This is a genomic window from Ancylomarina sp. 16SWW S1-10-2, assembly GCF_009669305.1.
In the GTDB taxonomy this organism is placed as follows: Bacteria; Bacteroidota; Bacteroidia; order Bacteroidales; family Marinifilaceae; genus Ancylomarina.
The window spans coordinates 98,567-115,187 of the sequence record NZ_SADB01000008.1; the positions used below are offsets into that span (position 1 = coordinate 98,567).

At 35.1% G+C, this 16,621-nt stretch carries 11 protein-coding genes and 1 pseudogene; all 12 read left to right on the forward strand.

Features of this window, described 5'->3' with window-relative positions:
* The first annotated feature begins 32 nt into the window (after positions 1-32).
* Entirely contained in the window at positions 33-1,937 is a 1,905-nt protein-coding gene (locus EMN46_RS08425; protein ID WP_154200364.1) for a pyruvate carboxylase subunit B, read from the forward strand.
* A 261-nt stretch (positions 1,938-2,198) separates the two neighbouring features.
* Positions 2,199-2,459, forward strand: coding sequence for a hypothetical protein (locus EMN46_RS08430; protein WP_154200365.1), 261 nt, complete (start codon positions 2,199-2,201; stop codon positions 2,457-2,459).
* Between the two features lie 30 nt (positions 2,460-2,489).
* Positions 2,490-3,029: pseudogene (locus tag EMN46_RS08435) on the forward strand (TolC family protein); the annotation flags it as partial.
* Positions 3,030-3,517: 488 nt separating this feature from the next.
* On the forward strand, positions 3,518-5,287 hold the full coding sequence (locus tag EMN46_RS08440; protein WP_154200367.1) for a V-type ATP synthase subunit A: 1,770 nt from the start codon (positions 3,518-3,520) through the stop codon (positions 5,285-5,287).
* Positions 5,287-6,615, forward strand: a complete 1,329-nt coding sequence (locus EMN46_RS08445) for a V-type ATP synthase subunit B (RefSeq protein WP_154200368.1) — start codon at positions 5,287-5,289, stop codon at positions 6,613-6,615. The genes EMN46_RS08440 and EMN46_RS08445 overlap by 1 nt, the downstream gene beginning before the upstream one ends.
* A 16-nt stretch (positions 6,616-6,631) precedes the next feature.
* A complete protein-coding gene (locus EMN46_RS08450) occupies positions 6,632-7,237 on the forward strand; it encodes a hypothetical protein (protein ID WP_154200369.1) in 606 nt (201 codons plus the stop codon).
* Between the two features lie 2 nt (positions 7,238-7,239).
* A complete protein-coding gene (locus EMN46_RS08455; protein ID WP_154200370.1) occupies positions 7,240-7,743 on the forward strand; it encodes a DUF2764 family protein in 504 nt (167 codons plus the stop codon).
* Entirely contained in the window at positions 7,743-8,351 is a 609-nt protein-coding gene (locus tag EMN46_RS08460) for a V-type ATP synthase subunit D (protein WP_154200371.1), read from the forward strand. The genes EMN46_RS08455 and EMN46_RS08460 overlap by 1 nt, the downstream gene beginning before the upstream one ends.
* An 8-nt stretch (positions 8,352-8,359) precedes the next feature.
* A complete protein-coding gene (locus tag EMN46_RS08465; protein WP_154200372.1) occupies positions 8,360-10,183 on the forward strand; it encodes a V-type ATP synthase subunit I in 1,824 nt (607 codons plus the stop codon).
* Between the two features lie 12 nt (positions 10,184-10,195).
* Positions 10,196-10,654: a V-type ATP synthase subunit K gene (locus EMN46_RS08470; protein ID WP_154200373.1), complete on the forward strand. Its 459-nt coding sequence runs from the start codon at positions 10,196-10,198 to the stop codon at positions 10,652-10,654.
* A gap of 669 nt (positions 10,655-11,323) precedes the next feature.
* Positions 11,324-13,324 (forward strand): thioredoxin family protein, encoded by a 2,001-nt coding sequence (locus tag EMN46_RS08475; RefSeq protein WP_154200374.1) that lies wholly within the window; start codon positions 11,324-11,326, stop codon positions 13,322-13,324.
* Between the two features lie 359 nt (positions 13,325-13,683).
* A complete protein-coding gene (locus tag EMN46_RS08480; RefSeq protein WP_229130312.1) occupies positions 13,684-16,482 on the forward strand; it encodes a pitrilysin family protein in 2,799 nt (932 codons plus the stop codon).
* The last annotated feature ends 139 nt before the right edge of the window (positions 16,483-16,621 follow it).

Sequence of the window (16,621 nt, forward strand, 5' to 3'; positions counted from 1 at the left end):
GAAAAGTATTAATTAGAAAAAAAATATAAAAAATGACATTCGATAAACACGGGGTTTTAGAAATGACCCAGCTTAATTTTGACGCTGATCGTCCAAAAGCTAAAAATCCAATTAAAATTAATGATGTAAGCTTACGTGATGGACATCAATCTCTATTTGCTACACGTGGTCGTACAGAAGATATGTTGCCTGTTGCAGAAATGATTGACAACGCAGGATATAACGCTGTTGAAACTTGGGGTGGTGCTACTTTCGATACAATGCACCGTTTCTTGGGTGAAGATCCATGGGAACGTTTAAGAGTATTGAAAAAGTATATGCCTAAAACACCATTTTCAATGCTTCTTCGTGGGCAGAATGTGGTAGGATACCGTAACTATGCTGATGATGTAGTTCAATCTTTTGTTCAAAGATCAATTGATAATGGTATGGATATCTTTCGTTGTTTTGATGCATTGAATGACTTCAGAAACTTCGAAACTGCAGCTAAAGTTATTAAAGATAACAAAAAACATCTTCAAGGTGTTGTGTGTTATACACTTAATCAACCTCGTTTAGGTGGTGATGTATATAACATGGACTACTACCTTAATAAGGTGAAAGATCTTATTAAATTTGGTGTAGATTCAATTTGTATTAAGGATATGGCTGGATTGATAGCTCCTTATGATATCTACAATTTAGTACGTGAAATCAAGAAATTTACTGATACACCAATTAACTTGCATACTCACTTTACTTCAGGTATGGGTGATCTTGCAATTTTTAAAGCTATAGAAGCTGGTGTAGATATCGTTGATACTTGTATCGGACCTTACGCTTACCGTACTTCTCATCCTGCTGTTGAGCCAATGATTATGTCTTTATTAGGCACAAATCGTGATTCAGGAATGGATATTAATAAGATTACTGCTATTGCTGCTGAAATGGAGAAATCTATTCCTAAATATAAGCACTTAGACAATAGTCCTAAATATGCTACTACTGATATCAATGTGTTATTGCATCAAACTCCAGGTGGAATGCTTTCTAACCTTGTAAATCAGTTGAAAGCAATGGATAAATTGGATAAACTTCCTGAAGTTTTCCGTTTGTTACCTAAAGTTCGTAAAGATCTTGGTAATATTCCATTGGTTACGCCTACATCACAAATTGTTGGTGTACAAACAGTAAACAATGTATTATTCGATACTTTCGAAGGAGAATATGCACAAATTACTAAAGAGGTAAAAGACCTTTGCTACGGATTGTATGGTAAAACAACTCATCCAATTAATCCAGAACTTCAAAAGAAAGCTCTTAAGGGTTATGCAAGAGGTGAAGAACCTATTACTGTACGTCCAGGATCTATTCTTGAACCAGAAATGGATGCTGTTAAAACTGAATTCGGAGATCTTGCAAAAGATATTGATGACGAAGTTTTATGTGCACTTTATCCTGTTACAGGAAAACGTTTCTTGAAATGGAAATATGGTTTGGAAGAAATTCCAGCAGATGTTAAACCTAAAACTTTGGAAGAAGTTGCAAAAGCAGATGAGCTTGTAAGAAAAGCACTTTCTGGCGAACTTACTTCTAAAGGAAAAGGTAACGGTCGTGAGATTGAAGTTACTATTGAAGGTGAAACTTTTACTGTAGAAGTAAATGATCCTAACGGTTCTTCTGCTCCTCAATTTAAAGGACGTAAGAAAAAAGATTCTGCAAAAGAAGAAGAAACAACAGGAAGCCTTGTTGCTCCACTTCCAGGTATGGTTGTTGAGTACAAAGTAAAAGTTGGTGACGAAGTTAAAGCAGGAGATACACTTGTTGTACTTGAGGCAATGAAGATGATGAATAACATCAATGGTAAAATTGATGGTGTTGTTAAAGAGATCAGATATGAATCAAGTGATTCTGTTTCTAAAGGTGATGTTCTTTTAGTAATTGAGCCAAAAGCTTAATCACTTTTTGATAATTATATTTTAAGTACCCCCTGAATTTATTTTCAGGGGGTATTTTTTTTTACGTTTTTTTGGATGTTTACTCTAAATCTGATTATAGTTCAGAGGTCGTAATGGCAGATTTTTGTAGCTGTAATACTTTTAAAGTGTTTCATAAATATGAAATAGTAACTTGAATACAGGTCTCAATCAGGTGTTGCATTAAGTAAAACCGAAGTTTTATTAAGTATTGAACAACAATATTGGTCCTTGATTTCTTTGATGGAACAAAAGAAGGTAACAGCAAAAGCGATATCTTTTCTTACCGATGTAGTCACCGATATGAATCCGTTACAAAATAGGTGTGGTGACCAAAATGAGGTGTTAAAGCCTAAAGTCGAGTTAAACAATTCTAAGCTGTTTCAAATTAATATTGAGAACAATATTGCATTAGCTAAGATGGCACTTAACCAGTCAATTGGTTTAGGTATTGAAAATCCAATGCATAACGCTGATACAACAATAGAAATTCATCAAAATTGAATTTAATATAGTGATGATAATCTAACGAATCGTGAGGAAGTTAGGATTTTGAATAGTCAGGTTGAAATTAAAAACTCAGAAGTAAAAATCGTTCATTCAGATTATTTACCTCAGTTGATTTCCTTTGCAAATTATAGGTATCAAAATCCAGATCATCTTGCTCAAAACGAGGGAGAGTTAACTTGGAATGCAGGTTTATCATTAAGTATCCCTGTTTTTCATTGGGGTGAAAGAAAGTTAAAAGTAATTCAGTCTAAAATGAATTTGGAAAGTTCAAAGAATACACTTGAGAGAACAAAAGAATTAGTCGTTCTGGAAATGCATCAGTCCATTTTTAACTTGAAAGAGGCTTTGGTAAAACTAGATTTCACACTAGAAGCTTTAGAACAATCAGAAGAAAATCTTGCTCTTGAAACGAATAGATTGACTGTAGAGGTTGCAACAACAACTGATCTTCTAAATGCACAATCGCAATGGCAAAAGGCTCATGTAGACTATATATCAGCTAAAGTAAATGTTAAAATTAATGAAGCTAAATATTACAAATCAATTGGGGCGTTGAATCCTTAATTGGCATTTTGGTTGTTAATCATTTTTTGTTTAAATGTCTTTGGTTGTTTATAAAACACGATGCTATGAAATAATTGTTAGGAATAAATGGGTACATAAAGTAGTTTTATTTATAATACCGCACGACAATATGTGTTATGCAGCATATATAGAGGTTTGGAAAGTTAAAGAAGTTAAATAAAATAAAAACATTCATAATGAATGAACAATCTATTGTAAAACTAATTAGTTTCACACTAACAAATTGAAACCCTTAGCTGTCTTGTATCCCACTAATTTAGCTAATTCGGGTTTTTGATATATAATATTCTTTTTACTTAGATATTTTGTGATGACATTTTAGGCTTTAGATTTTTAATTTGATGCCATAATTTGTTGTGATGAAACTTTGACTCTTGTATGAAAAATTCGAGTTCTTAAATCTAGATTGAACTAGATAAACGACTTGAGTCTATATGGTTCTTAGGTAAGAATTTAATGAATTAATTATGAATAGTAACAGTAAAAGAACAGGAGTTCTCATCTCCATTCAGGATTCTCTAGTTAAGGCCCGCTATAATGAGAACGTAATTATGGGAGAAACTGCTGAAATTTTGGTAGAAGGTAAATTTTTGCAGGCGGAAGTATTACAGATTGTTTCTGATCCTAAAAATGCTAAGCTTGGAATTGTTGAAATGCAAGTGTTTGAAGATTTAACAGGGGCTAAGATCGGTGATTTAGTTGTATTTAAAGGGAAAGCTCTTTCGGTTCTTTTAGGTCCTGGTCTGTTAACCAGTATTTGGGATGGTCTTCAGAATGCACTTTACCCCTTAGGAAAGCAGGACAGTTATTTAAAACCAGGAATGAGGGCTCCCGCTCTTGATGAAGAAAAATTATGGGACTTTACACCAATGGTAAAGCCTGGAGATACTCTTTATGGAGGTCATGCAATAGGGTCGGTTCCCGAAGGTCGATTTATTCACAAAATATTGGTTCCCTTTGGATTTGGAAAATGTAAAATTCAGACAATTATTGAGAGCAGTTTGGTCAATATTACTCAAACTGTTGCTATTGTAACTGATGAGCACAATAAGGAACACGAGTTAAAATTGGTTTTTAGTCATCCAGTTAAGTCACCCATTCCATTTATGGAACGTTCCATTCCGAAAAAGACAATTTCGACAGGAGTGCGCGTAATTGATTTATTGGCTCCAGTTGCTTATGGTGGAACAGTTGGAAATCCTGGACCTTTTGGGGCAGGTAAAACCGTATTGCAGCATTCTCTTTGCAAATATGCACTTGCTGATATTATCATCATGGCAGCTTGTGGCGAACGTGCTGGTGAGGCCGTAGAAGTTTTTAAAGATTTTGCTGAATTGGATGATCCATCAACAGGAGAATCTTTGATGAATAGGATGTGTATTTTTGGAAATACCAGTTCAATGCCAGTGGCTGCGCGTGAAGCGAGTGTTTTTATTGCTTTAACGGTTGGTGAATACTATCGTTATCAAGGGTATAATGTTATTTTATTGGCAGACTCGACTTCTCGTTGGGCGCAGGCGCTTCGCGAACGGAGTGGTCGTCAGGGTGATATTCCTGGACCAGAGGCTTTTCCAATGGATATTCCCGATCAAATAAAAGGAATGTACCAACGTGCGGGAGCTGATACGGGTTCAGGCGGATCATTAACATTTATTGGTACTGTTTCGCCAGCGGGTGGAAACTTTCAGGAACCTGTAACGCAAGCTACTATGGATTCTACAGGTGGTTTTTGGGGTTTGTCACAAGATCGTGCCGATGCAAAAAAATATCCAGCCATTGATTCTTTGGTTTATACCAATTCGGTGTACGATAGTTTTATTTCGAAAGAGGATCGCGATCAGATTCTGAAGACGTTGCAGGAAGCTAACGATATAGATCAAACAATTAGTACGATTGGATTGAAAAAAGTACCAGTTGAAAAATATGTGCTCTACCAAAAAGGTCAAACAATTGATTTTTGCGTGTTACAGCAGGATGCTTTTCATGAATTGGATGCCTGTACTCGTCCCGAACGACTTCAGGTAATCAATATGGCCATTCAAAAGTTAATTAAGACTCCGATTCATTTTTCTAACGAAGAAGGAGATGTGGAAGAGTTAAAAGAGCAAATTAAAACGGAGTTTGATCAGCTTCGCTTGTGGTGGAAAGATTGGAATGCAAATGCCAAAAGTGATGCTGAGTTAGCAGGTTTGCCTGAACAGATCGAAAATTTTGTTTTACAAGAACAATACGCATAATGATACGAAAAGAAATTAATAGGATTAGCGAAGTTGGAAAAGCGTTAATTTCCGTAGAAGGAAATCCGGGCGTTGCTCTAAATCACGTGGTTGAGTTGCTCGAAGCTGATACAAATCAAAGTCTTTCCTTTGCAAAAGCGATTAATATTACTGAGGATACGACTCGTTTTCAGGTTTTTAATGGAACTCAAGGTTTGAGTACGAAAACAAAAATTAGAATGCATGAATTGCCTTTAACGGCTGGTTTTTCGCATAAAATGCTTGGACGAAGTTTCGACGGTGTTGGTCATGTGAATGATGGTGGACCTGATATTCTATTTGAGAAAGAATTGTCGACTCGTTTAGATACCTTAAATCCGACAGCACGTTTGGTGCCAAAACAACCTCTGTGGACAGGTATTCCGATGATTGATGTGTTTAATACCATGGTTAAATCGCAGAAAATTCCAATTTTTGCAGGACCTACCGAGCCTTATAATCGTTTGCTTTCGCAAATTGCGCAAGGTGCACAGGCTGATATTATCATATTTGCAGGTATTGGATTAAAGTTCGATGAATATCATTACTTCAAAGAGGAACTTTCAAAATCGGGAAATATGGATAAAACCATTATGTTTTCTCATTTGGCTGGCGATTCACAAATTAAAGGTTTGATGTTGCCTGATGTTGCATTAAGTGTTGCTCGTGAATTTGGCGATCAAGGAAAAGATGTACTGGTTTTGCTTACCGATATGACCAATTGGTCGAATATTTTACGAAATGTAGCCAACTATCAGGATATGATTCCTTCTTTGCAAGGATATCCTGGTTCGTTATATTCTGAATTAGCTAAAAGATATGAGGTTGCTGCCGATATCGATGGAGCTGGTTCCATCACAATTATTGGGGCGACTACTATGGAATCGTTGGAAGATCCGGTTCCTGATAATACGGGTTACATTACCGAAGGCCAGTTCTTTTTGGAAAATGGGAAACTAAAATTGGCTCGTTCTCTTTCTCGTCTTAAGCAGCAGGTAAATGGAGGAACTAGAAATGATCATCGGGCTGTAATGACGGCTATGGCTTCCTTACTTGCCGATGCTGAAAAAGCTTATGAAGCTGCCGAAGTAGGAGCTGCCAATGATGCGTTCTCTCAAAAATTGTTGCGATATAGAAAAGATTTTATTGATCAAATAGAAGAACCTTTCGGAGAACCTCTTCAACTTGAAGCTGCCTTGGATTTGTGTTGGGATGTGTTACGCAAACATTTTGAACCTATTGAAACCGGATTAAGTAAAAAATTGACGGATCAATATTGGGATTTGAAAGATTCAGAAAAAGGAATTTAGCTTAAAAAAATAAAGAATGAAAGAGACCAAAGAAAACTTGGAAGGAATTGTTTTGAAGCTTAAAGATCAAGGCGTTAAAGCAGGACAAGAGGAAAAATATAAAATAGTAGAGGCTGCTAAAAAGCAGGCCGAAGAACTATTGGTTAAAGCTAAATTGGAAAGTAATCAAATTATTCAAGAGGCAAAGACAAGTGCTGCTCAGTTCGAAAAAAATGGGAAAGCTGCTTTGGCGCAAGCTTCTCGTGATTTGATTGAGGCAACAAAAATTGCCATCCTAAAACATTTGCAGTCTACTTTTGGAAAACAATGTGAAAGCTTGTTTACTGAGGAACAATACTTATCGGAATTACTACCAGTAGTACTGGCTAATATACCAGGGAATAAAAAGGTTGCCATTTCATCGGAATTAATGCCACAAATGGAATCTTATTTGTTGAAAGACGCTATAAATAAGGGAGTAGAATTACAAGCTTTGCCAAATAGTGAAGCCAAAATTGTGGTGAATTGCGACGAAAAAAGTGGCATTCAATTTGTGATAAGTGCAAAGGATATTCAGGAGTCTGTATTTTCTCTTGTTAATCAAAATTTAGTTGAATTACTCACCAATAATGAGGAGAAATAGTCATGTTAACTGTATATCTTACTTGCAGTTTGCCGACTTTATATTACAATCAAATTGCACCCATTACACTTTCTGAATTTTATGAAGAAGCAAGTTCTCAGTTGTCTATTAAGAATTTTGAAAAGCTTAAACAAACAGATCTTCAACAGGTGAATGCACGAAGTTTGCAAGCTCGAATGAATTCTTTTTGGGAATTGAATGAAAGCTTGAAAGCTGATGTTGCCGAGATTCGGAAAGTTAGACAAAGTAAGCAATTACCTAATGTGCATACACTTCCCAAATCGTTTGCTGATAAAAATCCGCTCGAGCGAGAAAAATCTCTGCTGAAAATTCAATGGGATGCGCTTACTGATCTTGAGTTTGGAGAAACCTTTAGTTTCACTGGCGTATTGGTTTATAAGCTAAAACTGCAAATTCTCGAACGTTTGGCTTCCTTCGATGCTAAAAAAGGCAGGTTAGTGCTCGAATCGATTGTTAATCCTGCAAAAGAAAAGGAGATGGTGTAATGGCAGTAGCAAAAATAAAATATACTAAAACGGAACGCGCCCGTCAGAATAAAATTTTGAAGGTTTCTTTGCGAATGTTGCCTTTGTTCGAGGCAATGGAAAAATCATTAATGGCTACAGTAAATACTATTGCTGAGAAAATTGAGCAGATACGCGCAGCTATCGAAAAAAATGAGGCGCAAGCAGAAGATTGGCTTGCTGTTTTAAGTGATTCGTGGGTAGATATTAATCAGTTTATATGGGTAAATAAGGTAATTACTAAAGCCGTTGATATTGCTGGCGTTCGTGTGCAACAATTCGAATCTGTAGATTTTAAACGAATGCCAATTCCTGAAAATACACCATTGTGGGTTGATGATGCCATTGAATTGATGCAAGAACAACTTCAATTACTAGCTGAAATAGGTTGTTTGAAAGAACAGATCGAAAGTTTAGAGGAAGAATTGCTCGAAGTACGTGCACGGATAAAATTGTTTGAGAATCGACGTATTCCCAATGCAAAAATTGCCATTCGAAAAATAGGACAAAAATTGCAGGATGATGAACGATTGACAATTGCGACGGCTAAAGTGGTGAAAACAAAAAAACTAGAGGAGGCCTTTCTATGATTACAAAAATGAAAAAGTTAGTGCTTTTCTTGCCAAATATAGAAGAGGATATTGATGCCAATTTAACCTTATTGGGAGAGTTGGGAGTGATGCACGTAATGCCTTTTCAGCCCGCTAAAGATGCCTCAATAGAACGTGTGGATGCGCGAATTAAGCAGTTGGAGAAAGCCATTGAAATTTTGGATGATTATTCTGAAATTGATAGTAGAGAATTTGCTATACCAGCCGATTTAAATTTTAGAAATCAGAAAAGAGGCGAAATTGCTTTGTTGGAAAAGGTTTTGGAGGCTGATGCACAGGAAATGGCTCTGCAGAAGTTGGAACAAGAGCAAAATAAGGAATTGAAGTGGTATAATGAATGGGGAAATGTTTCCATAACTGACCTTGCTGAGTTGAAACAAGTTGGTGCCTTTATTCGTTTATATTTGTTGGATGATAGGGATCTTAAAAAGATTCAGGATCTAGAAAATATATCGGTAGTTGGAAAATTAAGTCATCTGCATCAAGTTGTTTTTGTTTCGCAAGATCCGAATGAAAAGTTAGATTTTAAAGAAGTTGAACTTCCCGCATATCAGCAAACAGAATTAAAAGAATTGGTGGAACAAACCCATTTTAAAATGGATGAAAACCGCAAATTGTTAGAGATTCTTGCTTCGCAAAAAGATGTTTTGAAAACTGCTCTTGAAGAAAGAATTAGGCGTATGGATGTTCGAAATGTACATTATGCAGGTAAAAATTTTGACGAACAGATTATTTGCTGGAAGGGTTTTATTCCGGAACAGTCGGTTGACGAATTGGTAAGTGTGGCTGAAAAAAATAGTTGGGCTTATATTATCGATGACCCAGAGCAGGAGGAATTAGACGAAGTTCCAACCTTAGTTAAATCAGCTAAATGGGCCGAGCGAATTCGTCCAGTAATGAATTTTATGGGATTGGTTCCAGGCTATAAAGAATTAGATGTTTCCAAGATATTCATGATTTTCTTCACCTTTTTCACCGGTATTTTGGTGGGTGATGCTGGTTATGGCTTGATCTTTTTACTCATAACTTTAGCTGTTCATTCTAAAACAAAATTCAAACGTAAAATTGAATTTGATTTGATGTATACCCTTTCGGTAGCTATCATGATTTGGGGTGTGCTAACAGGAACCTATTTTGGTTCACAGTCTATTGCTAATTGGTCATTTTTAAGTCAATTAAGAGTAGATAAATTGGCCAGTTTTGGAGGTGATAGTCTGTTTGTTCAACAATTAATGTTTTCCATAGGAGCCATTCAGTTAACTATTGGGCATTTACAAACGGCTTGGAAATATAATAATAGTGTGAAGGCAATTGCTCAATTGGGTTGGGTTTCAATTATTTGGGGGCTGTATTTTGTTGTGGATCAAATGGTTTTGGGTATTGCAGCACCCGCTGTAATGCCTTGGTTGTTTGTTGGCGGAGCAGTTTTAATTGCCTTGTTCTCGAATCCAGGAACCAGCTTTTTTAAAGGTGTTCTTTCTTCTTTAGGATCTTTGCCTTTGAGTGTGATTAGTGGTTTTTCGGATATTATTTCTTACATCCGACTTTATGCGGTAGGTTTATCAACGGTTTTAATGGCAACTAGTTTTAATCATATGGCCTTGGGCGATGGAATTACGACAATTGCCTCTGGCATAGGTGCCGTTTTAGTACTTGTTTTAGGTCATGGATTAAACATGATTCTTGCAGGAATGGCTGTCATTGTACACGGTGTGCGTTTAAATATGCTCGAATACGCTGGTCATGCTAGCGTGGAGTTTTCTGGTAGTGAATACCAGCCTTTTAAATTAAAAAATCAGAAAAATATATAAATTTTTAATAGTATGACTTTATTAACAGTAGTAACAGGTTTTGGCGGACATGCCATAGGATTAGGAATAGCAGGTGTTGGTTCGGCTATAGGAACAGGAATTGCAGGATTGGGAGCAATGGGGCTTTGGAAACAGGCCATTAAGGAAAAGAAAAAATTGCCTTCTTTGGCATTAGCTATGGTTGGTATGCCGTTAAGCCAGGTGATTTATGGAATGATTTTTATGAATTCTATGATTGGAGCTAACCTTAATCCAGATAGTTATATGAATCAGATGATATGGGCATTTTTTGTTGGAATAGCCATTGCTGCTTCTGCAATTATGCAAGGAAAATTAGGTGCTGCGGCTTGTGCAAACTTAGCTGTTGACGATAAACAGGGAGCAGGTATGTACATTGCTGCTATGGGTATTATCGAAACAGTAGCTTTGTTAGCTATGGTATTCGGCATGGGAGCAATTCCAAGCGTATAGAGCAACCATTGATAGTAAATTGTTACGATTTTGTTTAATGCTAAATACGTATTACAAAATCTTAAACTAAAATCACACATTTTCAGATCCTGTCAGACTTACGTTTGACAGGATTTTTTTTGATTTTAAATGTTTGAAATCACCTGCTGAGATAGCTTCCAGTTTTTTGGTGAAATTTACAAGGGTGCAGCCATATGGACTCAATCTGTTAATCCCTTGTTAAAAGACATCTCTTTCGGATAAAAAAAGACGTGAAAATGTTTGTTTTTCATGTGTTATTTACAAATTTACATCATATTGATGGTTGAATAGATAAGCTTAAGAGAGAGAATAAATATAATTCGATTTTTTAAAAAATATTTAAAATTCAGCTTTTATCTAATCTAGATTAGATGAAATAGTGTAAACTAAAGATTATCAAGTTTTAAACAAATTGTAATTAACAAAACATGTTGCATGATTGTTTACTTGAGTTGTGTTATCTCCCTGAGTTTAACATTTTTTGACAAAAAATATAAAATATGATTCACCCATTTCCCTCTATTAGGGGTCTTATGAGTAAGAAAAGAATAAATAGTCAAGAATTAGTCTTTAATGAGACATCGATCAATATTATAATTGAGATGTATATTAAAACATACACACAACAACTAACATAAATTAAGACAAATGAAATTGAATTTTAAGTTTGCTCTCGTTCTTATTTTGAGCAGTATGATTACTTTAAGTGCATTTAGCCAGATTGTTCAACCTGCTAAATGGAAGGTCGAATTCTCAAAGAAAGATGTGAAAGTTGGAGAAACACTTGAGGTATTAATCAAAGGAGATATTATAGATACATGGCATGTCTATTCAAATGACTTTGATCCTGAATTAGGTCCTATTGTTGCGACATTTAATTTTGAGAAAAATGATTCTTACGAATTAGTTGGTGAAGTAACTCCAATTAAACCTCATAAACAATTTGATAAAGTTTGGGAAGGAGAGGTAAGTTATTTTGAGAAGAATGCTGAGTTTCGTCAAACCATTAAAGCCTTAAGTGAAAACATAAAGGTGTCTGGTTCTTTCGATTATCAGGCTTGTTCTGATGTTTCAGGACAATGTGTGACTGGCGAAGAGGATTTTGATCTTGTTTTAGGTGGCGAAGTCGTTAAGGCCAAAGTTCAGCAAGAGATTAAGCAATCAACTCCTGACGAAGATAAAAAAGAATCTAAAAAAGGTCTTTGGGCTATTTTTATCGCAGCTTTTGTTGGTGGATTAATTGCAATTGTTACGCCTTGTGTGTTTCCAATGATTCCTATGACCGTGAGCTATTTTATGCATAGTGGAGGCGGAAATAAAGCTAAAGGTAGAATGAATGCATTCTTCTATGGTTTTTCTATTATTGCAATTTATACTATAATTGGTACAATTTTAGCCGTTGTGATGGGGCCCGGATTTGCTAACTTCTTAAGTACGCACTGGATTCCTAATGTACTTTTCTTTATCATATTTGTTGTGTTTGCCTTTTCATTTTTTGGTATGTTCGAAATTACGATGCCAAGTTGGATGGTCAACAAGTCTGTTGCAAATGAAGATAAAGGTGGCTTTTTAGGTTCGTTCTTTATGGCTTTCACATTGGTACTTGTATCATTTTCATGTACAGGTCCAATTGTAGGTTCTATTCTTGTGGCTTCAGCAGGAGGTCAAGTTCTAATGCCAATTATTGGTATGTTAGGATTCTCTTTAGCATTTGCACTTCCATTTACATTATTTGCAATATTCCCAGGATGGTTAAATAATATGCCTAAGTCAGGTGGATGGTTGAACTCAGTAAAAGTCGTTTTAGGATTCTTAGAATTAGCTTTAGGTTTGAAATTTTTAAGTATTGCAGATCAAACTTACCATTGGGGAATTCTAGATAGAGAAGTCTACTTAGCTATTTGGATTGTAATCTTCACATTAATGGGATTCTATTTACTAGGTAAAATAGCGTTTTCACACGATAGCCCTGTTAAGTTTGTTAGTGTGCCAAGACTATTGTTATCTATTATCACATTCTCTTTTGTTGTGTATATGATTCCAGGTATGTTTGGAGCTCCTCTTAAAGTCTTATCAGGATTTACACCTCCAAAATCAGGTCTCGATTTCGATCTTGAGTCATTAATTGTTGAAAATGCAGGTTCTGGTGTAAAACATGAAAAAATAAATTCTAAGTATAGCGATTTCCTTCATTTACCACATGGTTTACAAGGGTATTTCGATATGGATGAAGCTAAAGCAGCATCTAAAGCTCAGAATAAACCCATATTTGTTGATTTTACAGGTCATGGATGTGTAAACTGTCGTGAGATGGAATCGAATGTGTGGTCTGACTCTAGAGTATTGAAGAGATTAAGAGAAGATTACGTAATCGTGGCAATGTATGTTGACGATAAAAAGAAATTACCTAAAGAAGAATGGATTGTATCTAGTTTTGATGGTAAGACAAAAAAGACATTAGGTAAGAAAAATGCAAATTACCAGATTGAGAATTATAATGTAAATGCTCAACCTTACTATGTTCTTATGGATAATGAAGGTCAAGCTTTACACATCCCAAGATCTTATGATTTAGATGTTGATGCATTTGTTAAGTTTCTTGATGAAGGAATAAAGAATTTTAAGAACGGGACTAGCGTTGAACTCTAATTTATATTGAGTTAATAAGGTGCTAATTTAACATTGTCCTTGTTCTTAAGTAATTTTTTAGTTAGTCGGTAGAAGGGCAGAATTTATATAGAATTGTTTGGTGTCGATAGACGCAACCTTATTTAGAATCATCTTTGGTCGGATCTGATTTTGGATAAATTAAAAGCAATTTCTTGAATTCTGTCCTTTCTTATGACCAATTAATTTAAATTAATATAATCATTCAAAGAGAGAGTTAAGGTAATATACGTAATGTTAAGTTTTGTGATGTGTTTTATTAAATTCGCACGACTTGATATATATCGCCAAGAAAATTAAGTTCTATTATTGATATAACCCAATTTAATATTTTAAAAATGATGTCTAAATTAAAATTTTCATTTCTAATATGCTTCAGTATTTTAGGATTGAATTCTTTTGCTCAGATTACGACTACAGTACCCACTAGTGAGGCTGTAAAAACTGGTGTGTTAGAGAATGGCATGACTTATTACATCATGCATAATGAAGAACCTAAAGATAGAGCAAGTTTTTACTTTGTTCAGAATGTAGGTGGAATCTTAGAAAATGATTCTCAGAATGGTTTAGCTCACTTTTTAGAGCATATGGCTTTTAACGGACTTGAGAACTTTCCTGGTAAAAACATGCTTGATTATCTAGAAAAGAATGGTATTCTTTTTGGTCGTGATATTAATGCATACACTGCACAGGACGAAACGGTATATAATTTAAGTAATATTCCAGTTGCCAGAGAAGCTCTACTTGATTCTGCATTATTAGTACTTCACGATTGGTCTGGTGGCCTTTTACTTGAAGGTAATGAGATTGAGTCAGAGCGTGGTGTAATTCACGAAGAGTGGAGAACACGTCGTGATGCTAACTTTAGATTGAGAAGCAAGACGAACCACGTCATGTTTAACAACTCTAAGTATGCTGATCGTGATGTGATTGGATCATTAGATGTAATCGACAATTTTAAGCATTCAGTTCTTCGCGATTACTATGAGAAATGGTACCGTCCAGATTTGCAAGCTGTAGTTGTTGTTGGTGATATTGATGCTGAGAAAATGGAAGCTAAAGTAAAAGCTTTATTCTCTAAAATTCCTATGCCTAAGAATGCTGCTAAGCGTAAATATACTAAAGTTGAAGACTCAAAAGAGGTTGGATATGTTGCTGCTAAAGATAAGGAAGCAAGAAGCTTAAGTATCATGTGGGGGTTTCGTAACGACTTAGATAAAGTTATTACAGAAGAGACTCAAAGACGCGATATGGCTACTAGTATGTTTAACTCAATGCTTAAATCTCGTCTAGCTGAAAAGACTAAGAAATTAGAATGTTCGGCAGCTGCTATGGAGATTGCCGGTTTCGAAATGGTTAGAACTAAAGGACTTGACTATATTTATGTTTCACCAAAAATTGGTAAAGAGTTAGAAGCATTTGCTGAAGTGTTAACAGAACTTGAGCGTGTTAAGCGTTATGGTTTTACCAAGTCAGAATTAGATCGTGTAAAAGTACAATTTCAGAGATCTTATGAATCGTATTATGTAAATTATTCTAAAATTGATAATGATACGCATGCAAAAGCATTAGGAAATTTATTCTTAAAATCTAAACCTTTTCCTTCTATAGACTGGGAAATGACATTTGCTGCTAAAACAATTCCTGCTATTACGCTTGAAGAAGTAAATGCATTGGTTGCTAAATATTCTGATGAGAATAATTCAGCCTTGATTTTAAAAGGTCCTGATAATGCAACACAATACTACCCAACTAAAGAAGAATTATTAGCAGTTGCAGCTAAGGTAAAATCTTCTAAAATTGAAGCTTATACTGAAGAAGGTAACGACAAACCATTAGTTGCGAAGAAATTGAATGCAGCTATAATCACAAGTACATTCAAAGTTGAAGGAACTGATGCTAAAGGTTATGTTCTAGAAAATGGCGCTAAAGTTGTAGTACTTCCTACAGAGCTAAGTAAAGACAAAATCTCAATGTCTTCGTTTAGTTTTGGTGGAACATCTTTACTTGATGTGAAAGATCTTGCTTCGGCTGATATGGCAACAGGTATTGTTGAGATGTCAGGTGTTGGTGAGTTTAATGCAACTAATTTGAAGAGAAAGTTAGCTGGTAAGATTGTAAGTTTAGGTGCAAACTTAGGTGGTTTAACTGAAGGCTTTTCGGGTTCTGCATCTCCTCAAGATTTTGAGACTTTAATGCAGTTATTATATTTGAATTTTGAAGCGCCACGTTTCGATAAAGCACCATTTGATGCTCAAATGGCTCAAATAAATAACTATCTAGCAAATATTGGTGTTGATAACAACAAAGCATTGAAAGATACAATTGCATTAGCAAGCTCAAATTATAACTCTCGTACATTATTGTTCGGTGAAGAATTCGTAAAGAATATTGATTTCAATAGAGCTTCTGAAATTTATAAAGAACGTTTTTCTGATGCAAGTGACTTTACTTTCATCTTTGTTGGTAATATTAATGAAGCGGTTCATTTGCCAATGATATTGAAGTATATTGGTAATATTACTTCTACTAATAGAAAAGAGTCTTTTGTAGATCATAAGGTTGGTCCTGCTAAAGGAAAAACGATAAAGACTTTTAATCGTAAGATGGCTGTGCCAAAAACAACTGTATCATATGCTCTAAGTGGCGAATTTGATTATACACTTAAGAATAGATTGATGCTTAATGTTGTTTCTCAGCTTTTATCTAAGCGTTATATGACCACTATTCGTGAAGAAGAAGGTGGATCTTATGGTGTAGGTGTTAGTCCATCAGCTTCTAAATTACCAAGTTCTGAATTTTCTATTAATATCAATTTCGATACAGATCCAGCTAAGTGTGATCGTTTGATGGAAATTGTAAAAGAAGAACTTGTGAAAATTCAGAAAGAAGCTTGTAATGCCGATGATTTAAATGAGATTAAGAATAACTTTATCAAAAGTAGAGAAGAATCAGAATTAAAAAATGGTTTCTGGATGGGTGTTATTCAAAATAATTTGATGTTAGGATCTAAGTATACTTCTAAGGAAGATTATAAGAAAATTGTTGAAGGTATCGATGCAGCTTCTGTTAAGAAGTTTGCAAAGAAACTTTTAAAGAAAACGAATATTGTAGAGGTTATCATGAACCCTGCTGAATAATTTTGATTGTTAGTTTATGTTAGTTTGGATCGATCAGTTTTACTGAACGGGTCGATTCACTCTTTTATTATCACAGATCAATTTTGGTAAAATGGATGTGTAGAGGTATTGTATTCTTTTTTAGGAGTTTACCATAATT

Bases quoted from the DNA above. Each gene is read 5' to 3' on its own strand.
- EMN46_RS08470 (WP_154200373.1), top strand. From the start codon at position 10,196: ATGACTTTATTAACAGTAGTAACAGGTTTTGGCGGACATGCCATAGGA.
- EMN46_RS08460 (WP_154200371.1), top strand. From the start codon at position 7,743: ATGGCAGTAGCAAAAATAAAATATACTAAAACGGAACGCGCCCGTCAG.
- EMN46_RS08430 (WP_154200365.1), top strand. From the start codon at position 2,199: ATGGAACAAAAGAAGGTAACAGCAAAAGCGATATCTTTTCTTACCGAT.
- EMN46_RS08475 (WP_154200374.1), top strand. From the start codon at position 11,324: ATGAAATTGAATTTTAAGTTTGCTCTCGTTCTTATTTTGAGCAGTATG.
- EMN46_RS08465 (WP_154200372.1), top strand. From the start codon at position 8,360: ATGAAAAAGTTAGTGCTTTTCTTGCCAAATATAGAAGAGGATATTGAT.
- EMN46_RS08440 (WP_154200367.1), top strand. From the start codon at position 3,518: ATGAATAGTAACAGTAAAAGAACAGGAGTTCTCATCTCCATTCAGGAT.
- EMN46_RS08445 (WP_154200368.1), top strand. From the start codon at position 5,287: ATGATACGAAAAGAAATTAATAGGATTAGCGAAGTTGGAAAAGCGTTA.
- EMN46_RS08480 (WP_229130312.1), top strand. From the start codon at position 13,684: ATGTCTAAATTAAAATTTTCATTTCTAATATGCTTCAGTATTTTAGGA.
- EMN46_RS08455 (WP_154200370.1), top strand. From the start codon at position 7,240: ATGTTAACTGTATATCTTACTTGCAGTTTGCCGACTTTATATTACAAT.
- EMN46_RS08450 (WP_154200369.1), top strand. From the start codon at position 6,632: ATGAAAGAGACCAAAGAAAACTTGGAAGGAATTGTTTTGAAGCTTAAA.
- EMN46_RS08425 (WP_154200364.1), top strand. From the start codon at position 33: ATGACATTCGATAAACACGGGGTTTTAGAAATGACCCAGCTTAATTTT.